Below are 24,848 nucleotides of genomic sequence, written 5' to 3' on the forward strand. Positions count from 1 at the left end.
CCGCGATAGCCCCGGCAGGGAGGGAAGTCAGGCCTTGGTGTCGACGCTGCCGCCGCGGTCGGCGCCGTCGCCCTCACCGCCATAGGGGTTGGCCCCGCCATCGGCCTTGGGCGCCGCGCCCTTGGCCGCGACCACCACCATGGCCGGACGAACCAGCCGGCCCAGCAGTTCGTAGCCCGGCTGCAGCGTCTGGATCACGCCGCCCGGCTCGACGCCGTCGCCGGCGGGCTGCTCCATCATCGCCTGGTGCTTGTGGGGGTCGAACTTCTCGCCCTTGGGCGGGTGGATCTTCTTGAGGCCGTTCTTGTCGAACGCCGACTGCAGCTCCTTGGACGTCATCTCGACGCCGACGACGAAGTTCTTCACGGCGCCTTCGCCCTCGGGGGCGGCGGCCAGCGCGCGGTCGAAGGTGTCGGCCACGCCCAGCAGGTCGCGGGCGAACTTGGTGATCGCATAGGCGCGCGCGTCGTTCATCTCGCGCTCGGCTCTACGCTTGGTGTTCTCGGCCTCGGCGGCGTAGCGGAGCACCTGCTCCTTCAGCGCCTTGATCTCGGCGGCCATCGCTTCGACATCGGCGCCGGCGTCGTCACCGGATTCGAAATCGGCAGGCGTCAGTTCCTCGGACATCAGACCTTCAGCTCTTCATCACCTGGCCCAGCACCCGGGCGGTGTAGTCCACCAACGGGATGATCCGGGCATAGTTCAATCGCGCGGGCCCGATCACGCCGATCGCGCCCACCACCTTTTGGGCGCCCGTCATATAGGGCGCCGCGATGACAGCGGAACCCGAAAGCGAAAAGAGTCGCGTTTCGGCGCCGATGAAGATGCGCACCCCCTGGCCATCGCGCACCCCGTCCAGAAGCTGGATCAGCTGTTCCTTCTGCTCCAGATCCTCGAAGAGCGACCGGACCCGCTCCAGGTCCTCCAGCGCGTCGCGGTCTTCCAGCAGGTTGGCGCGGCCGCGGACGATCAGGGCGCGATCCTCGGCCTCGCCCCCGCCCCAAGCCGCCAAGCCGTCCTCGACCAGGCGGGCCGCGGTGGCGTCCAGCTCCAGCCGCGCACGGTCCAGCTCGACGCGCAGGTCGGCCTTGGCCTCGTTCAGCGTCTTGCCGCGCAGGCGGGCGTTCAGGAAGTTGGAGGCCTCGGTCAGCGCAGACGGCGTTACGCCTTCCGGAAGGCGGATCAGGCGGTTCTCCACCGTGCCGTCGTCGAAGACCATGATCGCCAGCGTCCGGTCGCCCGACAGCGGCACGAACTCCACGTGGGTCACGCCGGCGTCGCGCATCGGCGTGACGACCACCCCCGCCCCGCCCGCCAGGCCCGACAGGATCGCCGAGGCCTCGTTCAGGGCATCCTCGTAGTTGCGGCCATGGGCCAGGAGGCGGGCCTCGATGCTGCGCCGCTCCTCCTCGCCGACGTCGCCCACCTCCATCAGCCCGTCGACGAACAGGCGCAGGCCGGCATGGGTGGGCCGGCGGCCGGCGCTGACGTGCGGCGCGCCCAGCAGGCCCAGGTGCGTCAGGTCCTGCATGGTGTTGCGGATCGAGGCCGGCGACAGCGAGACGCCGCCCTTCGACAGGGTGCGCGAACCCACCGGCTCGCCCGTCTCCAGATAGCTCTCGACGATGCGCCGGAAGATGTCGCGGGCGCGGGCGTCCATGTCGGTGAGACTGGGACCGACGGAAAACGGCGATGGCGTGACAGGGTGCGTCAGGGTTGGCCCATGGACTGTGTACTCCTGATCTAGGATAAGCGCGGCCCGAAGCGGCGCAAGCTCGCGCCCTCAAAGACAACGCCTGAAAGCCGACGTGATGCGACCTTCCGAACGCGCCCCCGACCTCCTGCGCCCGATCGTCCTGGAAACGGCGGTGACGCGCTATGCCGAGGGTTCGTGCCTGATCTCGGCCGGACACACCAAGGTGCTGGTCACCGCCAGCCTGGAAGAAGGCGTTCCGGGCTTCCTGCGCGGCAAGGGCCAGGGCTGGGTCACGGCCGAGTATGGCATGCTGCCCCGCGCCACACACACGCGCGGCCGGCGCGAGGCCGCGGCGGGCAAGCAGAGCGGCCGCACCCAGGAGATTCAGCGCCTGATTGGCCGCTCGATGCGGGCGATCATCGACCTCAAGGCGCTGGGCGAGCGCCAGATCACTATAGACTGCGACGTGCTGCAGGCTGATGGCGGAACGCGCACGGCCTCGATCACCGGCGCCTGGGTCGCCCTGCGGCTGGCGACAAAGTACCTGCTGGAAGAGGGCGTGATCGCCACCGACCCGATCCTGGACCAGGTGGCGGCGGTGAGCTGCGGGATCTTCAACGGCACGCCCGTCCTGGACCTGGACTACGAGGAAGACTCGAACGCCGAGGCCGACGCCAACTTCGTGCTCACCGGCAAGGGCGACATCGTCGAGGTCCAGGCCACCGGCGAGAAGCGCGGCTTCAGCCAGGGCGAGTTCGACGCCCTCTTCTCGCTGGCCCGCAAGGGTATCGGCGAGCTGTGCGAGATGCAGCGGACGGCGACGGCGGGCTGACCGCGCCCTCCCTCCCGCGAGGGGAGGCACAGATCGCGAAGCGATCAGGGTGGGGACGTATGGGCCATAGGGCGGGCGCCGGTGAGGATCGCGGCTTCCCCACCCGTCGCCCCCGGACCAGTTCCGGGGTCGCCACCCTCCCCGGAGGGGAGGGAAAACGAAAACGGCGCCGCCCCTCGCGGGGTCGGCGCCGTGAACGTCCGTGAAGCTGCGGCCTGCTTTCGCGGAACCGCGGCGACGGCGCGTGACTTAGAAGAACACGTTGAAACGCATGGCCTGCGGGGGCACGCGCTCGAGTTCGCGCGCCAGCGGGGCGAACATCGCGTCCAGGAACTTTTCGATCAGGGCGATCATGTCGAACCCTCCATTGTGCAGTGCAACTTGAGCGTGGAGATAGGGGTTCGTCTCGGGAATGGCAAGCATTTCCCGACCTGATGAATAAATATGCGCTGCAATGCCGCATGCGAGATGCCGCAACGCAGCACGCTCGAGGGCCGGCTGACCCTCGGCGGGAGGCGGACTCTAGGCGTCGTCCTCATCGAAGCTGTCGTCGGGCCCGGGTTCGTAGACCAGGAGGTCGCCCGGCTGGCAGTCCAGCTCGCGGCAGAGGGCCGACAGGGTCGAGAAGCGCACCGCGCGGGCCTTGCCGGTCTTGAGGATCGACAGGTTGGCGATGGTCACGCCGACGCGGTCGGCCAGCTCGGTCAGCGACATGCGTCGGTCGAGCAGCACCCGGTCGAGGCTAACGCGGATCGGCATCTGACGGGGCCCCTAGATCGTAAGCTCGGCTTCGCGGCGCAGGCGGGCGCCTTCGCGGAACACTTCCGCGAGCACGAAGACCACAAGGACGGAGAACCAGGCGGTGAGGCCCATGGTGGGCTGGTTGCGTTCGACGCCGGGCAGCAGCGTGCCCACCGCCCAGACCGCGTAGCGGCCCAGCTCCAGGCCGGCCAGCATCAGGCCGATCAGGCGCAGGCGGGCGACATTGTCGGGATGGAAGGGGTCGCCCGCGGTGAGCGTCGTGAAGATGCGGCGCAGCGAGCCCACGATGACGAGGATGCCGGCGAGGTAGAGCGCCGCGGCGGCGAGTCCGGCGGTCAGGACGGGACCGCGCTCCAGCAGCTCGGCGGCTTCGCCGTTGAATTTGACGCCCGACAGGAGGTCGGGATTGAAGCTCAGCAGCAGCGCCGCGAGCGTGATCAGGGAAAGGACGGCGACGCCGATCCACAGGGCCGCAAAAACCACATCGAGGATGATCTTCAGGAAGCTCGAAACCGAGCCCGGACCCAAGGCGCGCATGTCTCTGGTAGCTCCCCCTTCTTTGGTTTCGTCGTGATCCGCGCCGGCGGCGGGTGGTCGTTCAGACCGGGGCCAGCGCCGGGGCGGATCGTTGGACGAACCTCATGCTCTCGGACTTCGGAGCTTAGAGGAAGGCGGCTTGGGCGACGATGCTCAGGATCGGCGCGGCGGCCAGGAGAACGATGAAGCTCATCGCGGTGCGGTCGAGGACGTTCATGGCGTTGGCGAACATTTTGGAACTCCGTTTTGTTTGCTGCGCTGCGGCAGCGGGGTGGGTGAAGCGCTGTGCTTCGATGTGATTATCAATACGCCCGCATCGTTTCTCGATCACGTGAATATCGATTAACAATGTTAAACTTTCGCAATGCAGCGAACCGCGCACGGCGGTAGGTTTCGCCCCCGAAGACACGGAGCGTGCGCATGACCCTCAAACTCGAGCCGGGGACGCGGCTGGTGGTGGCGACCCACAACCCGGGCAAGGCGCGCGAACTGGCCGAGATCCTGGAGGGCCGCTTCCAGCTGGTGGCGGCCGGCGAGCTGGGCCTGCCCGAACCGGAAGAGACCGAGCAGACGTTCCAGGGCAACGCCCTGCTGAAGGCCCGCGCCGCCGCAGAGGCCTCGGGCCTCATCGCCCTGGCCGACGATTCCGGCCTGTCGGTCAAGGCGCTGGACGGGGCGCCCGGCATCTACTCGGCCCGGTGGGCGGGGCCGTCGAAGGATTTCGGCCTGGCCATGAAAAAGGTGGAGGAGCGGCTGGAGGAGGTGGGCGCCGAGGACGTCTCGGCCTGGTTCACCTCGTCGCTGGCCGTGGCATGGCCCGGCGGCCCGGCCGTGGTGGTCGAGGGCCGGGTCGACGGCGTTCTCACCTTCCCGCCGCGCGGCGACAAGGGCTTCGGCTACGACCCCATCTTCATCCCCGAGGGCTTCACCCAGACCTTCGGAGAGATGGAACCCGCCGCAAAGGACGGCATGAGCCACCGCGCCCGGGCCTTCGTGAAGCTGAAGGCCGCGCTGCTGTGACGACTTCCGGCCCCTCCCCGCCCGGGGGAGAGGCGCGCGCGAAACTCGGCGTCTATGTCCACTGGCCGTACTGTGCGCGGATCTGCCCCTACTGCGATTTCAACGTCTTCAGGGCGCGGGGGCGCGAGGCCGAGGCGGCGGAGCTGGCGCGCGCGATCGTGAGCGACCTCGAGGCGCAGCGCGCCATCACCGGTCCGCGCGAGCTGGTGTCGGTGTTTTTCGGCGGCGGCACGCCGTCGCTGATGGATCCCGCCTGGGTCGCGGACATCGTGGGCGCCGCGACAAGGCTCTGGACGCCCGCGCCCGATCTCGAAGTCAGCCTGGAGGCCAACCCCACCGACGTCGAGGCCGGCCGGTTCGCGGGACTCGTCGATGCGGGGGTGAATCGCCTGTCGCTGGGGCTGCAGTCGCTGGACGACGCCGCGCTCAGGTTCCTGGGTCGCAATCACGACGCCGCCGAGGGCCGCCGCGCGGCCGAGACCGCGGCGCGGCTGTTTCCCCGTCTGTCGCTGGACCTGATCTACGCCCTGCCCGACCAGACGCCCCAGGCCTGGGCCGAGGCGCTCAGGACCGCCGTCGCCCTCGGCGCCGAACACGTCTCGCCCTATCAGCTGACCATCGAGGAAGGCACCGCCTTCGATCGCGCGGTGCGGCGCGGCCTGTTCGTCCCGCCCGGCGACGAGGCCGGCGCCGACCTCTACGACGCGACCCAGGCCGTGCTGGAGGCCGAGGGGTTCGAGGCCTACGAGGTGTCGAACCACGCCCGGGGCGAGGCCGCGCGATCGCGGCACAACCTCGTGTACTGGACGGGGGTCGACTACGTCGGCGTCGGACCCGGCGCGCACGGTCGGATCACGGTGGATGGCGCGCGCGTGGCGACGGAGGCCGCGGACCGGCCTGCGGACTACATCGCCCGTGTCGCCACGGCGGGAACCGGCTTCGCGGCGCGCGAGACGCTGACCGCGGTCCAGGCGGCCGAGGAGCGCCTGCTCAGCGGCCTGCGCATCCGAAACGGGGTGGGGTTTGGCGATGTGTCGGCGCTCGGCCTGTCGCCGGAGGCGCCGGTGGTGCGGCGGCTGATCGAGATGGGCCTGCTGGCTGACGACACCCAACGCCTGCGGGCGACCAAGGACGGGCGGCGGCTGCTGAACGCGGTGACGTCCGAACTGGTGCTCGGCGCCTGAACGGGACCTCGCCTCTCGGCAGATCGCGGTTGCGCGTTACGTGTGCAGGCTTGCGTTTGGAGGGGTGACGGGAGAACCCTCCCCGCCCATGGCCCGCACCCTGCCCCCGCCGATGCTCGACGACGCCCCGCTCGCGCCCGGGCTCTATGTGGTGGCGACGCCCATCGGGAACCTGCGCGACATCACCCTGCGCGCGCTGGACGTGCTGAAGCAGGCCGACCTGGTGCTGGCCGAGGACACCCGGGTGACCGGCAAGCTGCTGCAGGCGTTCGGGCTGAAGGCGACGCTGGAGCGCCACGACGAGCACGCCGCCGAGCGGGCGCGGCCCAAGGCGATGGCGCTGCTGGAGCGCGGCGGCCGGGTGGCGCTGGTGAGCGATGCGGGCACGCCGCTGATCTCGGATCCCGGCTATCGGCTGGTGCGCGAGGCCGCGGCGGCCGGCCACAACGTGGTTCCGATTCCCGGTGCGTCGGCGCTGCTGGCGGGGCTGTCGGCGGCGGGGCTGCCGACCGACCGGTTCCTGTTCGTGGGCTTCCCGCCGCCGAAGAGCGCGGCGCGCCGGACATTCCTGACCGAGTTCGCCGGGTTGCGCGCCACGCTGGTGTTCTTCGAGGGCGGCTCGCGCCTGGCCGACACCCTGGCGGACATGGCCGTCGTGCTGGGCCCCGAGCGCGAGGCGGTGGTCGCCCGCGAGATCACCAAGCTCTACGAGACCTTCTACCGTGGCCCGCTGGGGGAGTTGGCGATCGATCCCAAGCTGGACGCGCCCAAGGGCGAGATCGTCATCCTGGTCGCCCCGGGCCGCGAGATCGAGGCCACCGCCGCCGACGCCGACACGGCGCTGCGCGACGCGCTGACCCGCCTGAAGCCGGCCGACGCCGCCGGCGAGGTGGCCAAGGCGCTGGGGCTGCCGCGGCGCGATCTCTACCGCCGGGCCCTTGAACTCAAGGACCTTGGGGAGCCGAAGTCGTGAACGTGCGTGTCGCCCGCGGCGGCGCCGCGCGCCGATCCGGCCGCCGCGCCGAGGTGGTGGCGGTCGCCTGGCTGATGGCCAAGGGCTATCGGATCCTGGGCTTCCGGCTGAAGACGCCGCAGGCCGAAATCGACGTGCTGGCGAAACGAGGCGCCGTCCTGGCGGTTGTGGAGGTGAAGAGCCGCACGAGCCTGGAGGTGGCGCTGGACACCGTGACCTTCGACCAGCGCGACCGCCTGCGCCGCGCGGGCGCCCAGCTGGCCGCGAACCGGCCGGGGCTCTCGGCCTGTGCGGTGCGCCTGGACCTCATGGCCCTCGCGCCCGGCAAGCTTCCCCGGCATATTCCGGACGCCTGGAAGGGCGCGTAAGCGGGGATGCAACGGACCCTGATGAACCGCGACGAAGCCGAAACCATCCTCTCGGAGGCCGGGGGCGCGCCGGAGGGCGAATTTCCCCTGCTGGAGGCCGCCATCGCGTGCGCGATCCACGAGGACCCCACGCGCGACCCGGTGCTGGCGCGCGAAGCCGCCGCCATCGGCGTCGAGCGGCTGGCCGAGCGGCTGAAGCGCGAGAGCCCTGAGGAGGCGATCGCCGAGACCATCGCGGGCGACCTGGGGATCACCGGCGACCTGTTCACTCTGGAAGACCCCGAGAACGCCGACGTCATCGCCGTGGCGTCCCGCAAGAAGGGTCTCGCGGTCACGATCGGGCTCTACTACCTGCACGCCGCGCGCAAGTGCGGCCTGACGGTGCAGGGCGTGGACTTCCCGGGCCACTTCCTGCTGCGCATCGAGACCGAGGAGGGGCCGCTCGCCCTGGACCCGTTCTCGGAAGGCAGGGTGGTGCTGCCGTCCGAGCTGACGCGGCGCGCCCTGCATGCGGGCCTGACGCCCAACGTGGCCGATCGGCTCGACCGGTTGATGACGCCCGTAAGCGACCGGGCCGTGCTGCTGCGCCTGCAGAACATCATCTTCGCCAACGCCAGCGCCCACGGCGATTTCGCCCGCGCCGAGCGGGCGGCCCTGCGGCGCGCACTCCTCGACCCCGCCGACCACCGCCCCTGGCTGGACGTCGCGTCCGCCCGCGAGGGCCAGGGAGCCCTGGCCGGGGCGCTGGAGGCGCTGCAGCGGGCGACGGCGCTCGATGGCGGGGCCGCGCTGGCGGCGCGGGCGCAGCGGGAGCGGGTCAGGCTGCGGCTGAACTGATCGGTTCGAGAACTGGCGCTTACGACGACGACCCCCTATGTCGGCTGAGCTTTACCGCCTGAGGAATTCCGCATGTCCCTGAAGGTCGCCGTCCAGATGGATCCCATCGAGGGCATCAACATCGAGGGCGACACCTCGTTCCTGATGATGGAATCGGCGCAGGCGCGCGGGCACTCGATCTTTGTCTACCTGACCGACTCGCTGGCGATGGAGGACGGCCGGGTGTTCGTGCGCGGCCGCGACATCCAGGTGCAGCGGGTGAAGGGCGACCACTTCAAGGCCGGCCCCGTGCGGCGCGCGGAACTCACTGAGTTCGACGTGGTGCTGATGCGCCAGGACCCGCCGTTCGACATGCACTACATCGACGCCACCTTCTTCCTGGAGAAGGTGCACCCCAAGGTGCTGGTGGTGAACAACCCGGCCGAGGTGCGCAGCGCGCCCGAGAAGCTGTTCGTGACCCAGTTCCCCGGCCTGCAGCCGCCCACGCTGATCACCTGGGACCGCGAGGCGATCCGCGACTTCCGCGAGCGGCACGGCGACATCGTGCTGAAGCCGCTGAACGGCCGCGGCGGCTCGGGCGTGACCCGGCACCTGAAGGACGACCCCAACCTGGACTCGCTGCTGGAGATCCACGCCGAGCTGGGGCGCGAGCCGGTGATCGTGCAGAAGTTCCTGCCGTCGGTGACCAAGGGCGACAAGCGCATCCTGCTGGTCGACGGCGAGCCGGTGGGGGCCATCAACCGCGTGCCGGCCAAGGGCCAGATCCGCTCGAACCTGGCGGTGGGCGGCGAGGCCCAGCCGGTGGAGCTGACCGCCCGCGACCGCGAGATCTGCGCCACCATCGGCCCCGAGCTGAAAACGCGCGGCCTGATCTTCGTCGGGATCGACGTGATCGGGGACTACCTGACCGAGATCAACGTCACCTCGCCGACCGGCGCCGTGGCCCTGAAGCGCTTCACCGGAATCGATGCCACGGACGTGATGTGGCGCCGGATTGAAGCCCTGCGGGCAAACGCTTAGGTTGTTGTCGAAGAGACGCGCCGAAGTCACGGAAACGTCTCACTTTCTCCCTAGGTTCCTTTTTTGTTCTTGATCTGAGCCCGACTGTATGCTCGGTTGTGGATAACTTTCGAGCGACTACAAGGGGTTGAGGCATGGCGGCGCGGGTGGTGACCCTGGCGTTCGACGGCGTGAACGCCGTGCGGGTCGACGTCCAGGTCCAGTTCACCATGGGCGACTCGAAATTCTTCATCGTCGGCATGGGCGACAAGGCCGTGCAGGAGAGCCGCGAGCGGGTGCGCGGGGCGTTCCAGGGCATGGGCCTGGCGCTGCCGTCGCGGCGCATCATCGCCAACCTGGCCCCGGCAGACCTGCCCAAGGAGGGCAGCCACTACGACCTGCCGATCGCGCTGGCGATCATGGCCGCAATGGGGATCATCCCGCCCGACGCGCTGGAGGGCTGGGCCGCCATGGGCGAGCTGGCGCTGGACGGGCGGATCACGGCGGTGGCGGGGGCGCTGCCCGCCGCGGTGGCCGCGGGCGGCATGGACCTGGGGCTGATCTGTCCCGAGGCGTGCGGGCCCGAGGCGGCGTGGGCGGGCGAGACGCGGGTGCTGGCGGCGCCGTCGCTGGTGGCGCTGGTGAACCACTTCCGCGGCACCCAGGTGCTGTCGCCGCCCCGGCCGGGCGACATGCTGGACGCCGAGCGGGTCCCCGACCTGCGCGACGTGAAGGGCCAGGAGAACGCGAAGCGGGCGCTGGAGATCGCCGCGGCCGGGGGCCACAACCTCTCCTTCATCGGCCCGCCGGGATCGGGCAAGTCGATGATGGCGGCGCGCCTGCCCGGCCTGCTGCCGCCGCTGACGCCGGCCGAGCTGCTCGAGACCTCGATGGTGCATTCGGTGGCGGGCCTGATCGCCAAGGGCCAGCTCAGCCGCGCCCGGCCGTTCCGCAGCCCCCACCACTCGGCCAGCATGGCGGCTCTGACCGGCGGCGGCCATCGCGCCAAGCCGGGCGAGGTCAGCCTGGCGCACAACGGGGTGCTGTTCCTGGACGAGCTGCCCGAGTTCGGGGCCCAGGCGCTGGACAGCCTGCGCCAGCCCCTGGAGACCGGCGAGGTGGTGGTGGCGCGCGCCAACGCCCACGTGCGCTATCCGGCCCGCTTCCAGCTGGTGGCGGCGATGAATCCCTGTCGCTGCGGCCACGGGGGCCCCGGGCGCGGCGCGTGCGGCCGGGCGCCCCGCTGCCAGACCGACTACCAGGGCAAGATCTCGGGCCCGCTGATGGACCGCATCGACCTGCAGGTCGAGGTTCCGCCGGTGACCGCCGCCGACCTCGCCCTGCCCGCCCCCGCCGAAGGCACCGCCGAGGCCTCGGCCCGGGTGCTGGCCGCCCGCACGCTGCAGATCGACCGCTGGAAGGGGCGCGATGGCCCGCCGGTGCTGAACGCCCAGGCCGAGGGCGACTTCCTGGAGGCGATCGTCGACCTGGACCCACCGGCCCGCGCCCTGCTGGCCCGGGCGGCCGAGGCGGGCGGCCTGTCGGCGCGCGGCTGGACCCGCACCCTGCGCCTGGCGCGCACCATCGCCGACCTCGAAGGCTCGGGCCCGGTGCGCCGGGTGCACGTCGCCGAGGCGCTGATCTATCGCCGCATCGCCCCGGCCATGGCCGGCGGCCCCAGCGCGTCGATCTCGGCGTAACGCCGGGGCGCCGTGATCGCGCCGTAGCCGATGGCGAAAAGGGTCATGTAGTTCCAGATCAGTGCGGCGGTCTGATACGCCCAGCCGCTCACGAGCGCGTCTGTGGCGTGGGCGAGATGTGTCGCGACGGCAAGAAGCTGGAAGCCCGCCGCAAAGAGTGGCCAGTAGCGCGGGCTGCGAAGCGCGATCCAGGCCAGGACCACAAGAAGCGACACGTCGATGAGCAGCACCGCCCACTGCGTGCTTTCGCTGCGCGACTTGAAAACGAGCAGCGAGAGCGCCCAGGTCGCCAACTCGCTTGCGGCGGCCAGGCGCTCCAGATCGCGGCCACGCAGGACCGCAATCGCGCAGACCCCCATAAGCACGGTTGGCCAGACCCAGATCGGCAACTGATAGGACAAAGAAAGACGACCCCCGGCGGTTCCCGAGGGTCGTCATCATACGCATGATGCGTGATGTTGGTACCGCTACGAGGCGACGCGGAGTGAGCGCATGCGCACGCGGTGAGTCTCGACGCCCTGCGGCGGCGGCTTTTCGCCCGCGTCCCCGTTCATCGTCACCGCCCCCAGCCCGATCTGGCCCTGGACGATGCTGAGCTCCTTGTGGGTTTCGACGATCGCGCGGCGCGCCTCGGCGAGGGCCATGATGGCCTCGCTGGCGCGCTCGACAGCGTCCTGGCCAATCAGGGCCGAGGCTCCGGCCATCTTGCGCAGACTGGGCATCACGCCTGTCAGCTGGGCGGTCTTGGCGAGGGCCGCGTCAATCGCGGCCTCGGCTTCGAAAAGGGCGCCGGCAACTTGCTCGGCCGCCAGGCGGCGTTCTTTGAGCATGAGTTCTCTCCGTGCGCGGCGCCTGGTAACGCCGCGTTTACAGTTTCGGGAAAGGGGGTTTCTTGGCCGTGGAGGCTTTGCGTTAATTTACGCGGGGCCTCAGGCCTTCAGCAGGTTAGACGCCAGGTCGTTGAGCGCGTGGAGCCCCGCCAGCATGCCCCCGAAGGCGAGGGCCGTGACGACGGCGATCACGACGATCGCACCGAGCCTGGCGAGCGGGCTCAGCTCATTCCGGAGACCCCAAGGTCGGGTTCGCCCTTGAAGTTCTCGTCGAGCAGCACCCAGGTCAGGCACAAAATCTCGCGAAGCACCATTTCCGGCGGCTTGAAGGGCGCCAGCTTGCGGGTGGCTGAAACCAGGTGCCTGGCCATATCCGCCTGCGCCGGCGTCGCCGAAAGGTCCACGAGCTGCCGCTCCAGCTGGGTCCAGGAGAAGCTCGGAAGAACTTCCTCCCGCTTCGCCAGAGCCGGCCAGCGGGCCTCGAAGTCGTCGATTTCCCGGCGGAGGCGAAGCGCCCTGCCGATCACCGCTCTGTTCTCGAAGTTCGGCCACTCGCCCATTTGACGCTCCTCGATCCGTTGCGAGCCCATCGGGCCAGCTTCGGGATGAGGTGTCTGTCCTGATCGTGTCGTGTCCTGATTCAGTCAGGACAGAGCCGACGTCGAGCTCGCGCAGGATGCGGGCGGCCTGGAAGCGGTCGTCCACGCCCAGCTTGCGTCGCGCGCGATCGCAATAGGTGTCGACCGACGTCTTCGACATGCCGAGTTCGCGGGCGATCTGCTTTGAGCTGAGATGCTGGTCGACCAGCCGCAGGCAATCACGCTCCCGCGGCGTCAATACGTCGACAGCGTTCGTGATGTCAGCCAACGCCCACTCCAGTCCTTAAACCGCAGTAAACGACGGCTTTCGCGTCTCGTCTACTTTGACGAGAGGATTCACCCGCCGCGCGTTGTTTTATTGCGCATCGCCCTGGCGCTTGACCTGCCGTTAAGCCCTGACGCCTAAGCCTTGCGCCCCATGCGCAGACCGACCCGCCCCCTGTCCGAGCGTCGCCCGTCCCGTGCCCAGATCAGCGCGGAACAGCTCGCCTCACTGAGCCACGAATTCCGCACCCCGTTGAACGGTGTGCTGGGGATGGCGCGCCTTCTCGAGGGCACGAAGCTCACGGCCGAGCAGAAGTCCTATGTGTCCGCGCTCCACGACAGTGGCCAGCACCTCCTGACTCTGGTCAACGACGTGCTGGATTTCGCCAAGCTGGGCGCCGGCGGCGTCGAGCTGCACCCGGCGCCGATGGAACTGGAAGGCCTGCTGCGGGGCGTGGCGGAGCTGCTCTCGCCCCGCGCCCGCGAGAAGGGTCTGGAGATCGCCTGGGCCGCGCCCGCGTCGCCGGCCCAGATCCACGCCGACGAGGGCCGCCTGCGCCAGATCCTGCTCAACTTCGCCGGCAACGCCGTGAAGTTCACCGAACGCGGCGGCGTCCTGATCACGGCCACCGTGCCGGAGCCCGGACGCGTGCGGCTGGCCGTGGAAGACACCGGGCCCGGCGTGTCGAAGTCCGACCGCGACCGCATCTTCGAAGCGTTCGCCCAGGCTGACGCCGCCCACGCCGACCTGGGCGGCGCGGGCCTTGGCCTCGCCATCGCCCGCCGCCTCGCCCACGCGATGGGCGGCGAAGTGGGCGTGGACGCCGCAAGAGGCGGCGGCGCCTGCTTCTGGTTCGAGGCGGCCTTGCCGGCCCTGCCCGGCCTGGCGCCGACGCGTCCGCTGGACGGCCGCACCGTCGGCGTCGCCTCGCCCAACCCGATCGTGCGCGACGCCGCGCGGCTGCAGATCGAGGCCAGCGGCGGCAAGGCCGTGGTCACGGAGGCGCTGGCCGAAGCCATCGCCCGCACAAAGCCGGGCGACGTCATCCTGGTCGACGCCAGCCTGGCGGCCGACGGCGGCCCGCTGAAGCCGCCGCTGCAACGCCCCGCCATCGTGCTGCTGGCGCCCGACGAACGGGACCGGATCGCCCGCTATCGCCGCGCCGGGTTCGCCGGCTACCTCATCAAGCCGCTGCGCCGCGCCTCGATCGCCGAGCGCGTCCTGATCGCCGCCGGGGTCGCCGCCCCCGCGGGCCAGAGCGCGCGCGAGGACGAGCGGATCGCCACCGCCGCGGCCCCCGGGGCGCGTGTGCTGCTGGTCGAGGACAACCCCATCAACGCGCTGCTGGCCCGCGCCCTGCTCAGCCGCGAAGGCTGCGAGGTCGAGCATGCCGTGGGCGGCGCGGAGGCCCTGGCGGCCTGCGAGACCGGCGCCTACGACCTGATCTTCATGGACATGCGGATGCCCGGCCTGTCGGGCCAGGAGACGGCGCAACGCCTGCGGGCCGACGGCGTCGAGACTCCGATCGTGGCCCTGACCGCCAACGCGTTCGAGGACGACCGCCACGCCTGCCTGGCCGCGGGCATGGATGACTTCCTGGTGAAGCCGCTGTCGCCCGACGCGCTGCGCGGCGCGCTGACCCGCTGGACCGGCCCCCGCGCCCAGGCGCGCACGCCGATCTCGAAGGGCGAGCGCACGAAGGTCCGCGCCTCGAAGTAGCCCGCCTTTACGGCGCCTGCGGCGCGCGCCAAGGTCCGCGGTCTGGGGCAGGGGGCCCTGAGGCGCGGAGACCCGAGTGAGCGTTGAACCCGCGGAGCCCAAGCGCGGCGCGCTGAGCGCGCTGGCCGTCTTTGTCGAGCGCCGGGCGCTGGTGATGCTGGCGCTGGGGTTCGCCTCGGGCCTGCCCAACCTGCTGATCTTCGACACCCTGTCGCTCTGGCTGCGCGAGGCCGGCCTGTCGCTGAAGGTCATCTCGATCTTCGCGCTGGCGACCCTCAGCTATTCGCTGAAGTTCCTCTGGGCGCCCCTGATCGACCGCACCCAGGTGCCGGGCCTCACGCGCCTGCTGGGTCACCGGCGCAGCTGGATGATCGTTCTGCAGGTGCTGCTGATGATTGGCCTGTGGATGATCTCGGGCGTCGATCCCGCGCGCGACCTGGCGCTGATGGCCGCCTTCGCGGCGCTGGTGGCGTTTGTGTCGGCCACCCAGGACATCGTCATCGACGCCTGGCGGATCGAGGCCGCGCCGACCGAGAAACAGGGCGCGATGGCCGCCGCGTACCAGTGGGGCTATCGGATCGCGATGATCGTCGCGGGCGCCGCGCCGTTGCTGATCGCCGAGAGCTACGGCTGGAGCGCCTCGTACGCGGTAATGGCCGGCCTCATGCTGGCCGGGGTCGCAGGGGTGCTGGGCGCGCCACGTGAGAAGGAACATGTGATCCGGCCGATCCACGCCGAGGGCGTGCCCAGTCGCCCGGCGCTGGAACTGCCCGAGTGGATCGCGCGGCTGGCGGTGTTCGTCTTCGGGGCGCTGCTGCTGGGCTCGGGTCTCGCCGCCGACGCCTCGCTGCTGGCCGCCGGCCTGAACAGCCTGGGCCTGCCCGCCGCCGCCGAGGCCGTGAAGGCGGCATGGGAGATGAAGCCTCAGGGCGTCTACTTCCAGCTGCTGTCGGTCGCCGCGGGCCTCGGGATCATCGTCGTGGCCATCCTGCCCATCCCGGGCCTGAAGACGCGGCCCGGCGTCTACCTGTTCGCGGCGCTGGGCGACCCGCTGGTCGATTTCCTCAAGCGCTACAAAGGTGTCGCCGCCCTGATCCTGGCGCTGATCTGCCTCTACCGCCTGTCGGACTTCGTCCTGAACATCATGAACCCGTTCTACGCCGACCTGGGCTTCAGCAAGATCGAGATCGCCGAGGTGCGGAAAGTGTTCGGGGTGGTGGCCACCGTGATCGGCGTCGGCCTGGGCGGCTTCCTGGTCGCGCGGCTGGGGATGATGCGGGCGCTGGTGATCGGCGCCTTCGCAGGCCCGATCAGCAACCTGGCGTTCGGCTGGCTGGCGCTGCAGGGGCCGCAGCTGTGGGCCCTGTTCGTGGCCATCGGCGTGGACAACATCGCCGGCGGCGTCTCGGGCACCTGCCTGATCGCCTACATGTCCAGCCTGACCTCGGCGGGATTCACCGCCACCCAGTACGCGCTGTTCTCCTCGCTCTACGCGCTGCCCGGCAAGCTGATCGCCTCGCAGTCCGGGCGGATCGTGGAGTCCTCGGCCGCCGCGGCCGATGTCGGCGGGCCGATGGCGGGACTCAAGGCGATGTTCGGACGCCTGCCGCCCGAGGCGTTCGCCGGGGCGATGGAGAAATCGCAGGTGAGTCCGGCCGCGCTGGGGGCGGGCTATCTCGTCTTCTTCATCTACTCGTCGCTGATCGGCGTCGTGGCCATCGTGCTGGCGTTCATGGTTGCGCGGCGGCAGCCGGGCCCGGAGTAGCTGCCCTTCCCACGCAGTGGGAAGGGGGGACCGCCCGCCGAAGAGCGGGTGGTGGGAAGGGCGCGCGGCCCACAAGGCGGATTGCTCCTCTACCTCAGGCTCAGTCGTTCAGCTTCACCGACCGCTGATGAGGCATGCCCTCTCCACCACCCGCTCTACGGCCTGCGGCCTCGGCGTGCGGTCCCCCTCTCCCACTTCGTGGGAAAGGCAGTAACTCAGCGATCCAGGCAGATCACCTGGGCCACCTGCAGCTCGCGGCGCAGGTCGTCCGAGACGATGAAGTAGTTCTGCGGGGTGATGGGCTCGCCGGTGGCGGTGACGTCGGCGCGGCGGCCGTTGGCGGCCAGGGTGGCGCGGACGATCTCGGGCGCCGTCGTGTAGATCCGGCCGCGTCGCGGGCTCTCGGCGATGGTGACGCCCAGCACCCGGCCCTGGGCGTCCAGCGCCGGCGCGCCGGAGAGGCCGCCGAGCGTGCCCTGCAGGCCTTCGGTCCGGCCGGTCTCGGCCCATACCAGCACCGGCTCGCTGCGGGCGCCATGGCCCCGCACCACCAAGGTCTCGCGGCCCAGCAGGCGGGAGCTGGCCTCGCCGGGTTCGCCCTGCGGGAATCCGGGGTGGAAGGCGCGTTGGCCGCGGCGCAGGGGCTCGACCAGGCCCAGCGGCAAAGGCGCGGCCCCACCCTCGGTGAAGAGCAGCGCCGCCTCGCTGTTGGGATCGACCTTGACGCTGACGGCGACGCCGGTCCCCGGCCCCACGACGATCACCGGCTTGGCGCAGCCGTCGACGACGTGGCGCGCGGTCAGCCAGACGCCGGCGCGCCCGATGGAGAAGGCGGTGCCGGCGGCAGGACCGGTCTTCTCGGGGACATCGACCACCACCGCCGGATCGAACGGCGAGGCCGGCCCCACCACCTCGCCCAGCGGCTCGGCGCTCTTGGGCGGCGGCGGCGGCGCGTCGGTGCGCTCGTCGCGGCCACGCGCGGCGAAGAGCACCGCCACGACGATCGCGGCGTAGACCACCCAGTCCGGCAGCCGCGGGAAGCGCATGTGCTAGCTGCGCGCCGCCGCGATGACGATGGCGGTGGCGAGCTTGGCCCCGACCAGCAGCGCGGCGGCCGAGAGCTCGCCCTCCTGGATGCGCTTGGGCAGGCCGCGCAGGATCATGTCCACCAGCCGGAAGACCAGCAGCTGGACCACCACGGTCACCGCGCCCCAGAGGCCGATCTCGATAACGTTGGTCGACGCCTTCAACGACGCGGAGAGCGGGATCGCCAGGCCCACCAGAACCCCCGACAGCGACAGCGCCGCGGCGGTGTTGCCCTCGCGGATGAGGGTGATTTCCTTGTGCGGCGTCAGCAGGACGTAGAGCGCCGCGGCCGCGACCAGGATGATGACCGTGACGCCCGCGTGGGCCAGGAAGACCGGGAAGCCGGCGGCGAAGGCCTGGATCTCAGGTGATGGTGTCGGCATGCGAAAGCTCGTCCCCGAATGGCGGGCGAAGTCCTATCACGACGGCCAAGCTATTCCGAAGGGGCCTCGCCCGACGCTACCTTCCGTCGCGCCGACGCCCGCATCTTCTCGCTCTCGCTCTTCAGCTGGCCGCAGGCGGCAAGGATGTCGCGGCCACGGGGCGTGCGGATCGGCGAGGCGTAGCCGCCGCGGTTCAGGATCGCGGCGAACTGCTCGATCGTCGACCAGGACGAGCACTCGTACTCGGTCCCAGGCCATGGATTGAACGGGATCAGATTGATCTTGGCGGGGATGCCCTTGAGTAGCTGAACCAGGGCCTTGGCCTCGGCCGGGCTGTCGTTGACGCCCTTCAGCATCACGTACTCGAAGGTCACCCGCTTGGCGTTGCCCAGGCCCGGATAGGCGCGGATGCCGGCCATCAGCTCCTTCAGCGGGTACTTCTTGTTGAGCGGCACCAGCTTCTCGCGCAGCTCGTCGTTGGTGGCGTGCAGCGAGATGGCCAGCATCGCCTGGGTCTTCTCGCCCAGCGGCTGCAACTGCGGGACCACGCCCGAGGTCGACACCGTGATCCGGCGGCGCGAGATCGCGATGCCCTCGTTGTCGGCGATGATGTCGATGGCCTGGGCCACGTTGTCGAGATTGTAGAGCGGCTCGCCCATGCCCATGAACACGATGTTCGTGAGCTTGCGGTCCTCCTTGGGCGAGGGCCATTCCTCCAGGTCGTCGCGGGCCACCTGCACCTGGGCCACGATCTCGGCGGCGGTCAGGTTGCGGACCAGGGCCTGGGTGCCCGTGTGGCAGAACGTGCAGTTCAGGGTGCAGCCGACCTGGCTGGAAACGCACAGCGCGCCGGCGCGGCCGACGTCGGGGATGTAGACGGTCTCGACCTCGATGCCCGGGCCCATCCGGATCAGCCACTTGCGGGTGCCGTCCTTGGACACCTGGCGCTCGACCACTTCCGGGCGCGCGAGGCTGAAGGACTCGACCAGCTTGGCCCGCTGCTCCTTGGCGATGTCCGTCATCCTGTCGAAGTCGGTGACGCCGTAGTGGTGCAGCCAACGCCAGACCTGGCTGGCCCGCATCTTGGCCTTCTCGGGCGGCACGGCCCCGGCCTCGACCAGCGCAGCCGCCAGCTCCTGGCGGGAGAGGCCCGTCAGGTTCGGCGCCTTCGGCGCAAGCTGTGTGGCCGGCGCCCGGCTGAGATCGAGGGTCACGCCCAAGGGGTCAGGTCCTTCTGGAAGGGGCGGAATATAGGTGAGGCGGCGGTTCGCGCCAAATCTCCCTCCCTTAATGGGGAGGGACAGACCGCCGCAGGCGGTCAGGGTGGGGCGGTGTCGATCCTCCCCGACCTCTGCACTCCGACCCAAACCTCCCCACCCTGGCCGCTTCGCGGCCTGTCCCTCCCCATTAAGGGAGGGAGGTCTTCAAACATCTGTTCGAACCCGCTAGGGTCGCCGCTAAACTCGAAATCGACGCGGGAGATACGTCCATGAAAGCTCTGCTCAGCAAGGCGGTCGGCGGTCCGGAGACCCTGGTGCTGGAGGACGTGGCGTCGCCCGAGGCCAAGCCGGGCTGGGCCGTCGTGTCGGTGAAGGCCGTGGGCGTGAACTTCCCCGACGTGCTGATCATCGAGGACAAGTACCAGTTCAAGCCGTCCCGCCCCTTCGCGCCGGGCGGCGAGATTTCGGGCGTGGTGAAGTCGGTCGGCGAGGGCGTCACCCACATCAAGCCGGGCGACCGGGTGCTGGGCAACACCGGCTGGGGCGGCATGGCCGAGGAGCTGGCGCTGGAAGCGCACCGGCTGGTGAAGATCCCCGACGCCATGCCCTATGACGAGGCGGCCGCCTTCATCATGACCTACGGCACCAGCTGGCATGCGCTGGACGCGCGGGCGAACCTCAAGCCGGGCCAGACCCTGCTGGTGCTGGGCGCGGCCGGCGGCGTGGGCCTGGCGGCGGTCGAGCTGGGCAAGGCGATGGGCGCGCGCGTGATCGCGGCCTGCTCCAGCCAGGAGAAGGTCGACCTGTGCATCAAGCACGGCGCCGACGCCGGCGTGGTCTATCCGAAGGGGCCGTTCGACCGCGACGGACAGAAGGCGCTGGCGGGCCTGTTCAAGGACGCCTGCGGCCCGAACGGCGCGGACGTCATCTACGACCCGATCGGCGACGCCTATGCCGAGCCCGCGCTGCGCTCCATCGCCTGGGAAGGCACCTACCTGGTGGTGGGCTTCGCCGCCGGCGAGATCCCGAAGGTGCCGCTGAACCTGGCGCTGCTGAAGGGCTGCCAGATCGTCGGCGTGTTCTGGGGCGGCTGGGTGGCCAAGAACCCCGAGAAGCACCAGAAGAACGTGGCCGAGCTGCTGGAAATGTATGCGCAGGGCAAGATCAAGCCGTTCGTCTCCGAGCGCTTCCCCCTGGCCCGCGCCGGCGACGCCATCGCCCACCTCGCCAGCCGCAGGGCCCTGGGCAAGGTGGTCGTCACCGTCGACTAAGGACTCCCCTCTGCAGCCTGCCGGAGCGCGCGCCATCGGCTGATCTCGGCTGGCATGGGAGGAACGTCGTTGCGGCCACTCGGCGACGCTCTTACTGATCGCCGATAACCTGGAACCGAGGGGATGCGCATGGCGGGGCGGCTGGACGGCAAGGTGGCGGTGATCACCGGCGGGGCCTCGGGGATCGGGCTGGGAACGCTTGAGCTGTTCGTTGCCGAGGGCGCCCGCGTCGTCGCCGCCGACATCCAGGACGAGAAGGGGGCGATGCTGGAGCAGCGCTTCCCCGGCCGCGTCCGCTACGCCCACTGCGACGTGACGAAGGAGGCCGAGATCGCCGCGGCGCTGAAGCTGGCGGCGGACGAGTTCGGCGGCCTGGACATTCTCTTCAACAACGCCGGCATCTCGGACGGCATGCGCGAACTGGCCTCGATCGAGGCCGAGACCTGGAGCTGGATCTACGACGTCCTGGTGCGCGGCCCCGCCCTGGGGATGAAGCACGCGATCCCGCTGATGCTGGCGCGCGGCGGCGGCTCGATCGTCAACACCGCCTCGATCGCGGGCCTGCAGGCCGGCTGGGGCCCGATCGCCTATTCGTCGGCCAAGGCCGCCGTGATCCACATGAGCCGCGTGGCCGCCGCCCAGCTGGGCACGCAGCGGATCCGGGTGAACGCGATCTGCCCCGGCCTGATCGCCACCTCGATCTTTGGCGCCTCGCTGGGCCTGCCCCGCGCCGTGGCCGACCAGATGGCCGCCCGCGTCGCCGGGAACGCCGCCAAGGTGCAGCCGGTGCCCAAGGCCGGCCTCCCCGACGACATCGCCCAGGCCGCGCTCTACCTGGCCTCGGACGCTTCGGCCTTCGTGACCGGCACGCATCTGGTGGTGGACGGCGGCATTACCGTGGGCTCACGCCATAGCTGGGACCAGAGCGGCCTCTCGCCGTTCGCAGAGCTGTTCGGGGACGCCTTCTCCCAGCCGCAAGACTCGTGACCGAGCCGGACGCGCCCTCCCAAGGCCGCTTCTCGGGCCTGTCGCACAATACCCAGGGCGCGCTCTGGATGCTGCTGTCGGCCGTGACCTTCTCGGCGATGGCCACGCTCATCAAGTTCCTGGGCGACGACTATCCGGCCGCCCTGCAGACCTTCTACCGCCAGCTGGCCGGCGTGGTGATCCTGCTGCCGGTCATCCTGCGCCATCGCGGCGCGGCGTTCGCCACCAGTCGCCCGGGCATCCTGATCTTCCGGGCCAGCGCCGGGACGATCGGAGTGATCCTGTCGTTCTACGGCTTCCAGCACATGCCCCTGGCCGACGCCAACGCGCTGTCGTTCACGCGCACGCTGTGGCTGGTTCCGTTGGCGATCTTCGTCGTGAAGGAAGATGTCGGCGCCCTTCGGATCGGCGCCGCCCTGGTGGGGTTCGCCGGCGTGCTCCTGATGGTGCGGCCGGGCGCGGGCGGAGCGTTCGCCGTGGGCGTCCCCGCCCTGGCCATGCTGGCCTCGTCGTTCCTCTTCGCCTTGACCGTCACCGGCATGAAGGTGCTGACCCGCGATCACGCGCCGCGGGTGATCCTGGTCTGGTCGGCGTTTCTGGGCCTGGTCTTCTCGCTGCCCGGCGCGATCCTCACCTGGCGCATCCCTGAACCCGTCGACCTGGCCCTGCTCTGCGCCATGGGCGCCATCGGGGTGATCAACCAGGCCTGCTACATCAAGGGCATGAGCCTGGGCGACGCCGCCGCCATGGCCCCCATCGACTACACCCGGCTGATCTTCACCGCCGCGATCGGCTTCTTCCTGTTCAGCGAGATCCCGACCATCTGGACGATCGCCGGGGCCCTGGTGGTGGCGGGGTCGACCCTGTTCATCACGCTCCGCGAACAGCGGCTGGCGCGGTCAGCCAAGCTGAGCGCCGAGGCCGACGCGCCGTAGCTACTCCCCGCGGAGCCGCTCGATGTCGGCCTTGGCGGCCTGCCTGTGCTTGGGCTTCAGGTTGCGGCCGACGATGGCCATCAGGGCGGTGAACACCGCCGCGTCATCGGTGTAGCCCAGGCCCACGATGACATCGGGGATCGCGTCGACCGGCAGGACGAAATAGGCCAGCGCGGCCAGCATCATCCCCTTGGCGGCCAGCGGGGTGTCGTCGTCCTTGGCGCAGTACCAGACCGACAAGGCCTCCTTGGCGAAGGGGACCTTGGCCGCGACCCGGCGGATCTTGGGCCAGAAACCTTGGTCCACCCGCTGTTCGTTCAGCTTCATCACCGCGGGCACGAGCGCGCGGTCCGGCGCGATCTCACGCTCCGGATCGAAGGTGACGTCAGGTGACGCTTTTTCCCGGGCGCTCATAGCGCTAAGCCTTCGCCGAAATTTCTCACGCCATCATATGGGAGCTCGGCGTCCATGGAACTCAATTCATCCGTCGCGGCGGTGGTTACGGGCGGCGCCTCGGGCCTGGGCGAAGCGACTGCGCGCTCGCTTGCGGCCAAGGGCGTGAAGGTCGCCATCTTCGACATGAACGAACAAAAGGGCGAAGCGGTCGCATCGGAAATCGGTGGCGTCTTCTGCAAATGCAACGTCACGTCGGATGAAGAAGTCGATGCGGCCTTCGCCAAGGCCCGCGCGGCGCACGGCCAGGAGCGGATCCTGGTGAATTGCGCCGGCACCGGCAACGCCATCAAGACCGCCAGCCGCGACAAGGCCACCGGCGAGACGAAGCACTTCCCGCTCGACGCCTTCAACTGGATCATCCAGATCAACCTGGTCGGCACGTTCCGCTGCATCGCCAAGTCGGCGAAGGGCATGCTGGACCTGGAGCCGATCAACGGCGAGCGCGGCGCGATCGTGAACACGGCGTCGGTGGCGGCCGAGGACGGCCAGATGGGCCAGGCGGCCTACTCGGCGTCGAAGGGCGGCGTGGTCGGCATGACCCTGCCCATCGCCCGCGACCTGGCCGGCGACGGTATCCGGGTGAACTGCATCCTGCCGGGCATCTTCAACACCCCGCTGATGAACGCCGCCCCGCCGCAGGTGAAGGAGGCGCTGGCCGCCTCGGTGCCGTTCCCGAAGCGTCTCGGCAACGCCGAGGACTACGCCTCGCTGGCCCTGGAAATGATCACCAACGGCTACTTCAACGGCGAAGACGTCCGCCTCGACGGCGCCATCCGCATGGCTCCGCGCTAAGCCGCGCGACATCGCTGAATGATTGGAGCCCCTGCGCAAGCGGGGGCTCTTTTCGTTTCCCTCCCTTAATGGGGAGGGTGGCGAGCGAAGCGAGACGGGTGGGGAAGCGTCGATCCTCCCCGAAGTCGGCGCTCGGACCCACACTTCCCCACCCTGATCGCTTCGCGATCTGTCCCTCCCCATTAAGGGAGGGAGGGCGATCAGCGCCGCCGACGCGCCGGGCGGCTGGAGCCCATGAGGCCCCCCAGGACGCCGCGGATCAGTTCGCGGCCCACCTGGCTGCCGATGGTGCGCAGCATCGACTTGGCGAAGGCCTCGCCCATGCCCTGGCGGTTCGAAGGCCGGGCGGCCGGACGACGCTCGGGCTCACCGCGCTGGTTTTCCCAGCGCTCGTCGCGGCCGCGAGGGTCAGGCTGCTCGGCCTCGGCGACGGCCGCCTCGGCGGCCTTGGCGCGGGCCTGAAGCATCTCGAAGGCGCTCTCGCGGTCCTTGGTCTCGTCGTAGAGGCCGCGCACCGGGCTCTGGCCGATGACCCCCGTGCGCTCGGCCGGCGTGATCGGCCCCAGGCGCGAGACCGGCGGGCGGATCAGGGTCTTCTGCACCACCGTCGGCGCGCCCTTCTCGTCCAGCACCGAGACCAGCGCCTCGCCGACGCCCAGGCCCTGGATCGCCTCGGCGGTGTCGAAGGCCGGGTTGGGCCGGAAGCTCTCGGACGCCGCCTTCAGGCCGCGCTGTTCGGCCGGCGTGTAGGCGCGCAGCGCGTGCTGGATGCGGTTGCCCAGCTGGCCCAGCACGGTGTCGGGGATGTCGGCCGGGTTCTGGGTGACGAAATAGACGCCCACGCCCTTCGAACGGATCAGGCGGACCACCTGCTCCACCTTCTCCAGCAGCGAGCTGGGCGCGTCGCGGAACAGGAGGTGCGCCTCGTCGAAGAAGAACACCAGACGCGGCTTCTCGGGGTCGCCCACCTCGGGCAGCTCCTCGAACATCTCGCTCATCAACCACAGCAGGAAGGTGGCGTAGAGGCGGGGCGTCGAGATCAGCTTGTTGGCCGCCAGCACGCTGACGAAGCCGCGGCCCGAGCCGTCGACGCGCATCAGGTCCGACAGCTGCAGCGCGGGCTCGCCGAAGATGTTGGCGCCGCCCTGGTCCTCCAGCACCAGCAGCTTGCGCTGGATGGTGGCGATGGTGGTCGGCGACATGTTGCCATACTGGGCCGACAGTTCCTTGGCGTGATCGACCGCGTAGGTGAGCGCCGCGCGCAGGTCCTTGAGGTCGAGGAGCAGCAGCCCTTCCTCGTCAGCGGCGCGGAACACCACCGAAAGCACGCCCTCCTGCACATCGTTGAGTTCGAGGATCCGCGAGAGCAGCAGCGGGCCCATCTCCGACACCGTGGCGCGGATCGGGTGGCCCTGCTCGCCGAACAGGTCCCAGAACACGGTTGGCGCGGCCATCGGGTTGAGGGTCAGACCCATCGACTGGGCGCGGGCCAGCATCTTCTCGTTGGGCGCGCCGGGGGCGGCGATGCCCGACAGATCGCCCTTCACGTCGGCGCAGAACACCGGGACGCCAGCGTCCGAAAGGCCCTGGGCCAGGATCTGCAGCGTCACGGTCTTGCCAGATCGGAAGAGC

At 70.0% G+C, this 24,848-nt stretch carries 27 protein-coding genes and 1 pseudogene; 14 read left to right on the top strand and 14 right to left on the bottom strand.

The window, feature by feature from the left end; all coding sequences use genetic code 11:
• Window positions 1-27: 27 nt before the first annotated feature.
• Window positions 28-627, bottom strand: coding sequence for a nucleotide exchange factor GrpE (gene grpE / locus EPN98_RS22930; RefSeq protein ID WP_293365262.1), 600 nt, complete (start codon window positions 625-627; stop codon window positions 28-30).
• A gap of 7 nt (window positions 628-634) precedes the next feature.
• Window positions 635-1,660, bottom strand: coding sequence for a heat-inducible transcriptional repressor HrcA (gene hrcA, locus EPN98_RS22935; protein ID WP_293365263.1), 1,026 nt, complete (start codon window positions 1,658-1,660; stop codon window positions 635-637).
• Window positions 1,661-1,811: 151 nt separating this feature from the next.
• On the opposite strand from hrcA, the gene rph reads away from it, so the two are divergent.
• Window positions 1,812-2,528 (top strand): ribonuclease PH, encoded by a 717-nt coding sequence (gene rph / locus EPN98_RS22940; RefSeq protein ID WP_293365264.1) that lies wholly within the window; start codon window positions 1,812-1,814, stop codon window positions 2,526-2,528.
• 522 nt (window positions 2,529-3,050) lie between these two features.
• On the opposite strand, the gene EPN98_RS22945 is transcribed toward rph, so the two are convergent.
• The 3 genes from EPN98_RS22945 to EPN98_RS22955 all read right to left on the bottom strand — a co-directional run bounded on the left by EPN98_RS22945 (window position 3,051) and on the right by EPN98_RS22955 (window position 4,209).
• Window positions 3,051-3,287, bottom strand: coding sequence for a helix-turn-helix transcriptional regulator (locus EPN98_RS22945; protein ID WP_293365265.1), 237 nt, complete (start codon window positions 3,285-3,287; stop codon window positions 3,051-3,053).
• Between the two features lie 12 nt (window positions 3,288-3,299).
• Window positions 3,300-3,827 carry a DUF2975 domain-containing protein gene (locus EPN98_RS22950; RefSeq protein ID WP_293365266.1) on the bottom strand — a complete coding sequence of 176 codons (528 nt, stop codon included), beginning with the start codon at window positions 3,825-3,827 and terminating at the stop codon, window positions 3,300-3,302.
• A gap of 124 nt (window positions 3,828-3,951) precedes the next feature.
• Window positions 3,952-4,209 (bottom strand): hypothetical protein, encoded by a 258-nt coding sequence (locus tag EPN98_RS22955; RefSeq protein WP_293365267.1) that lies wholly within the window; start codon window positions 4,207-4,209, stop codon window positions 3,952-3,954.
• Window positions 4,210-4,247: 38 nt separating this feature from the next.
• On the opposite strand from EPN98_RS22955, the gene rdgB reads away from it, so the two are divergent.
• From rdgB to EPN98_RS22990, 7 genes are all read left to right on the top strand, one after another.
• A complete protein-coding gene (gene rdgB, locus EPN98_RS22960) occupies window positions 4,248-4,847 on the top strand; it encodes an RdgB/HAM1 family non-canonical purine NTP pyrophosphatase (RefSeq protein WP_293365268.1) in 600 nt (199 codons plus the stop codon).
• On the top strand, window positions 4,844-6,031 hold the full coding sequence (gene hemW, locus EPN98_RS22965; RefSeq protein ID WP_293365269.1) for a radical SAM family heme chaperone HemW: 1,188 nt from the start codon (window positions 4,844-4,846) through the stop codon (window positions 6,029-6,031). Before rdgB ends, hemW begins: the two co-directional genes overlap by 4 nt.
• 88 nt (window positions 6,032-6,119) lie before the next feature.
• On the top strand, window positions 6,120-7,004 hold the full coding sequence (rsmI, locus tag EPN98_RS22970) for a 16S rRNA (cytidine(1402)-2'-O)-methyltransferase (protein ID WP_293365270.1): 885 nt from the start codon (window positions 6,120-6,122) through the stop codon (window positions 7,002-7,004).
• Complete coding sequence (locus tag EPN98_RS22975; RefSeq protein ID WP_293365271.1) at window positions 7,001-7,372, top strand: YraN family protein; 372 nt, start codon at window positions 7,001-7,003, stop codon at window positions 7,370-7,372. Before rsmI ends, EPN98_RS22975 begins: the two co-directional genes overlap by 4 nt.
• A 21-nt stretch (window positions 7,373-7,393) precedes the next feature.
• A complete protein-coding gene (locus EPN98_RS22980; RefSeq protein WP_293365272.1) occupies window positions 7,394-8,209 on the top strand; it encodes a transglutaminase family protein in 816 nt (271 codons plus the stop codon).
• Between the two features lie 72 nt (window positions 8,210-8,281).
• On the top strand, window positions 8,282-9,229 hold the full coding sequence (gene gshB, locus EPN98_RS22985; RefSeq protein ID WP_293365273.1) for a glutathione synthase: 948 nt from the start codon (window positions 8,282-8,284) through the stop codon (window positions 9,227-9,229).
• A 134-nt stretch (window positions 9,230-9,363) separates the two neighbouring features.
• The gene (locus EPN98_RS22990; protein WP_293365274.1) at window positions 9,364-10,908 is read left to right on the top strand and encodes a YifB family Mg chelatase-like AAA ATPase; all 1,545 of its coding nucleotides are present in this window, start codon (window positions 9,364-9,366) and stop codon (window positions 10,906-10,908) included.
• Here the strand turns inward: EPN98_RS22990 and EPN98_RS22995 are convergent.
• The 4 genes and pseudogenes from EPN98_RS22995 to EPN98_RS24590 all read right to left on the bottom strand — a co-directional run.
• Window positions 10,851-11,297 (bottom strand): hypothetical protein, encoded by a 447-nt coding sequence (locus tag EPN98_RS22995; protein WP_293365275.1) that lies wholly within the window; start codon window positions 11,295-11,297, stop codon window positions 10,851-10,853. The genes EPN98_RS22990 and EPN98_RS22995 overlap by 58 nt on opposite strands.
• A 78-nt stretch (window positions 11,298-11,375) precedes the next feature.
• Window positions 11,376-11,738: a hypothetical protein gene (locus EPN98_RS23000; RefSeq protein WP_293365276.1), complete on the bottom strand. Its 363-nt coding sequence runs from the start codon at window positions 11,736-11,738 to the stop codon at window positions 11,376-11,378.
• 221 nt (window positions 11,739-11,959) lie between these two features.
• Window positions 11,960-12,328, bottom strand: a complete 369-nt coding sequence (locus EPN98_RS23005) for a hypothetical protein (RefSeq protein WP_293365277.1) — start codon at window positions 12,326-12,328, stop codon at window positions 11,960-11,962.
• 97 nt (window positions 12,329-12,425) lie between these two features.
• Window positions 12,426-12,605: pseudogene (locus EPN98_RS24590) on the bottom strand (helix-turn-helix transcriptional regulator); the annotation flags it as partial.
• A gap of 150 nt (window positions 12,606-12,755) precedes the next feature.
• Between EPN98_RS24590 and EPN98_RS23010 the strand changes: the two are divergent.
• The gene (locus EPN98_RS23010) at window positions 12,756-14,321 is read left to right on the top strand and encodes a response regulator (RefSeq protein WP_293365278.1); all 1,566 of its coding nucleotides are present in this window, start codon (window positions 12,756-12,758) and stop codon (window positions 14,319-14,321) included.
• A 76-nt stretch (window positions 14,322-14,397) separates the two neighbouring features.
• Window positions 14,398-16,086: an MFS transporter gene (locus EPN98_RS23015; protein ID WP_293365279.1), complete on the top strand. Its 1,689-nt coding sequence runs from the start codon at window positions 14,398-14,400 to the stop codon at window positions 16,084-16,086.
• A gap of 215 nt (window positions 16,087-16,301) precedes the next feature.
• Here the strand turns inward: EPN98_RS23015 and EPN98_RS23020 are convergent, their stop codons facing one another.
• The 3 genes from EPN98_RS23020 to rlmN are packed head-to-tail and all read right to left on the bottom strand — an operon-like array spanning window position 16,302 to window position 18,775.
• Complete coding sequence (locus tag EPN98_RS23020; RefSeq protein ID WP_293365280.1) at window positions 16,302-17,132, bottom strand: serine protease; 831 nt, start codon at window positions 17,130-17,132, stop codon at window positions 16,302-16,304.
• Window positions 17,133-17,135: 3 nt separating this feature from the next.
• On the bottom strand, window positions 17,136-17,555 hold the full coding sequence (locus tag EPN98_RS23025) for a DUF350 domain-containing protein (protein ID WP_293365281.1): 420 nt from the start codon (window positions 17,553-17,555) through the stop codon (window positions 17,136-17,138).
• Between the two features lie 50 nt (window positions 17,556-17,605).
• Window positions 17,606-18,775, bottom strand: a complete 1,170-nt coding sequence (rlmN, locus tag EPN98_RS23030) for a 23S rRNA (adenine(2503)-C(2))-methyltransferase RlmN (protein ID WP_293365282.1) — start codon at window positions 18,773-18,775, stop codon at window positions 17,606-17,608.
• Window positions 18,776-19,044: 269 nt separating this feature from the next.
• Between rlmN and EPN98_RS23035 the strand changes: the two genes are divergently transcribed.
• The 3 genes from EPN98_RS23035 to EPN98_RS23045 all read left to right on the top strand — a co-directional run bounded on the left by EPN98_RS23035 (window position 19,045) and on the right by EPN98_RS23045 (window position 21,968).
• Window positions 19,045-20,046, top strand: a complete 1,002-nt coding sequence (locus EPN98_RS23035) for an NADPH:quinone oxidoreductase family protein (RefSeq protein WP_293365283.1) — start codon at window positions 19,045-19,047, stop codon at window positions 20,044-20,046.
• A 129-nt stretch (window positions 20,047-20,175) separates the two neighbouring features.
• Window positions 20,176-21,033 carry an SDR family NAD(P)-dependent oxidoreductase gene (locus EPN98_RS23040; protein WP_293365284.1) on the top strand — a complete coding sequence of 286 codons (858 nt, stop codon included), beginning with the start codon at window positions 20,176-20,178 and terminating at the stop codon, window positions 21,031-21,033.
• Window positions 21,034-21,101: 68 nt separating this feature from the next.
• Entirely contained in the window at window positions 21,102-21,968 is an 867-nt protein-coding gene (locus EPN98_RS23045; RefSeq protein ID WP_293365290.1) for a DMT family transporter, read from the top strand.
• On the opposite strand, the gene EPN98_RS23050 is transcribed toward EPN98_RS23045, so the two are convergent.
• Window positions 21,969-22,382 (bottom strand): YkvA family protein, encoded by a 414-nt coding sequence (locus EPN98_RS23050; RefSeq protein ID WP_293365285.1) that lies wholly within the window; start codon window positions 22,380-22,382, stop codon window positions 21,969-21,971.
• A 54-nt stretch (window positions 22,383-22,436) separates the two neighbouring features.
• On the opposite strand from EPN98_RS23050, the gene EPN98_RS23055 reads away from it, so the two are divergent.
• Window positions 22,437-23,216 carry an SDR family NAD(P)-dependent oxidoreductase gene (locus tag EPN98_RS23055; protein WP_293365286.1) on the top strand — a complete coding sequence of 260 codons (780 nt, stop codon included), beginning with the start codon at window positions 22,437-22,439 and terminating at the stop codon, window positions 23,214-23,216.
• Window positions 23,217-23,416: 200 nt separating this feature from the next.
• Here EPN98_RS23055 and EPN98_RS23060 read toward each other — a convergent pair.
• Window positions 23,417-24,848 (bottom strand): helicase HerA-like domain-containing protein (locus tag EPN98_RS23060; RefSeq protein WP_293365287.1); only part of this gene is annotated, 1,432 nt, incomplete at its 5' end.

The sequence above is a fragment of the Phenylobacterium sp. genome, from assembly GCF_004299445.1.
Taxonomy (GTDB): Bacteria; Pseudomonadota; Alphaproteobacteria; order Caulobacterales; family Caulobacteraceae; genus Phenylobacterium.

Excerpts from the sequence above, each read along its gene's own strand:
- EPN98_RS23020 (WP_293365280.1), bottom strand. The coding sequence starts at position 17,132 with ATGCGCTTCCCGCGGCTGCCGGACTGGGTGGTCTACGCCGCGATCGTC.
- EPN98_RS22950 (WP_293365266.1), bottom strand. The coding sequence starts at position 3,827 with ATGCGCGCCTTGGGTCCGGGCTCGGTTTCGAGCTTCCTGAAGATCATC.
- EPN98_RS23035 (WP_293365283.1), top strand. The coding sequence starts at position 19,045 with ATGAAAGCTCTGCTCAGCAAGGCGGTCGGCGGTCCGGAGACCCTGGTG.
- EPN98_RS23050 (WP_293365285.1), bottom strand. The coding sequence starts at position 22,382 with ATGAGCGCCCGGGAAAAAGCGTCACCTGACGTCACCTTCGATCCGGAG.
- EPN98_RS23045 (WP_293365290.1), top strand. The coding sequence starts at position 21,102 with ATGCTGCTGTCGGCCGTGACCTTCTCGGCGATGGCCACGCTCATCAAG.
- grpE (WP_293365262.1), bottom strand. The coding sequence starts at position 627 with ATGTCCGAGGAACTGACGCCTGCCGATTTCGAATCCGGTGACGACGCC.
- EPN98_RS23055 (WP_293365286.1), top strand. The coding sequence starts at position 22,437 with ATGGAACTCAATTCATCCGTCGCGGCGGTGGTTACGGGCGGCGCCTCG.
- EPN98_RS22945 (WP_293365265.1), bottom strand. The coding sequence starts at position 3,287 with ATGCCGATCCGCGTTAGCCTCGACCGGGTGCTGCTCGACCGACGCATG.
- EPN98_RS23000 (WP_293365276.1), bottom strand. The coding sequence starts at position 11,738 with ATGCTCAAAGAACGCCGCCTGGCGGCCGAGCAAGTTGCCGGCGCCCTT.
- EPN98_RS23010 (WP_293365278.1), top strand. The coding sequence starts at position 12,756 with ATGCGCAGACCGACCCGCCCCCTGTCCGAGCGTCGCCCGTCCCGTGCC.
- hrcA (WP_293365263.1), bottom strand. The coding sequence starts at position 1,660 with ATGGACGCCCGCGCCCGCGACATCTTCCGGCGCATCGTCGAGAGCTAT.
- rsmI (WP_293365270.1), top strand. The coding sequence starts at position 6,120 with ATGGCCCGCACCCTGCCCCCGCCGATGCTCGACGACGCCCCGCTCGCG.
- gshB (WP_293365273.1), top strand. The coding sequence starts at position 8,282 with ATGTCCCTGAAGGTCGCCGTCCAGATGGATCCCATCGAGGGCATCAAC.
- EPN98_RS22990 (WP_293365274.1), top strand. The coding sequence starts at position 9,364 with ATGGCGGCGCGGGTGGTGACCCTGGCGTTCGACGGCGTGAACGCCGTG.
- EPN98_RS22980 (WP_293365272.1), top strand. The coding sequence starts at position 7,394 with ATGAACCGCGACGAAGCCGAAACCATCCTCTCGGAGGCCGGGGGCGCG.
- EPN98_RS23025 (WP_293365281.1), bottom strand. The coding sequence starts at position 17,555 with ATGCCGACACCATCACCTGAGATCCAGGCCTTCGCCGCCGGCTTCCCG.
- rph (WP_293365264.1), top strand. The coding sequence starts at position 1,812 with ATGCGACCTTCCGAACGCGCCCCCGACCTCCTGCGCCCGATCGTCCTG.
- EPN98_RS23040 (WP_293365284.1), top strand. The coding sequence starts at position 20,176 with ATGGCGGGGCGGCTGGACGGCAAGGTGGCGGTGATCACCGGCGGGGCC.
- EPN98_RS23005 (WP_293365277.1), bottom strand. The coding sequence starts at position 12,328 with ATGGGCTCGCAACGGATCGAGGAGCGTCAAATGGGCGAGTGGCCGAAC.
- rdgB (WP_293365268.1), top strand. The coding sequence starts at position 4,248 with ATGACCCTCAAACTCGAGCCGGGGACGCGGCTGGTGGTGGCGACCCAC.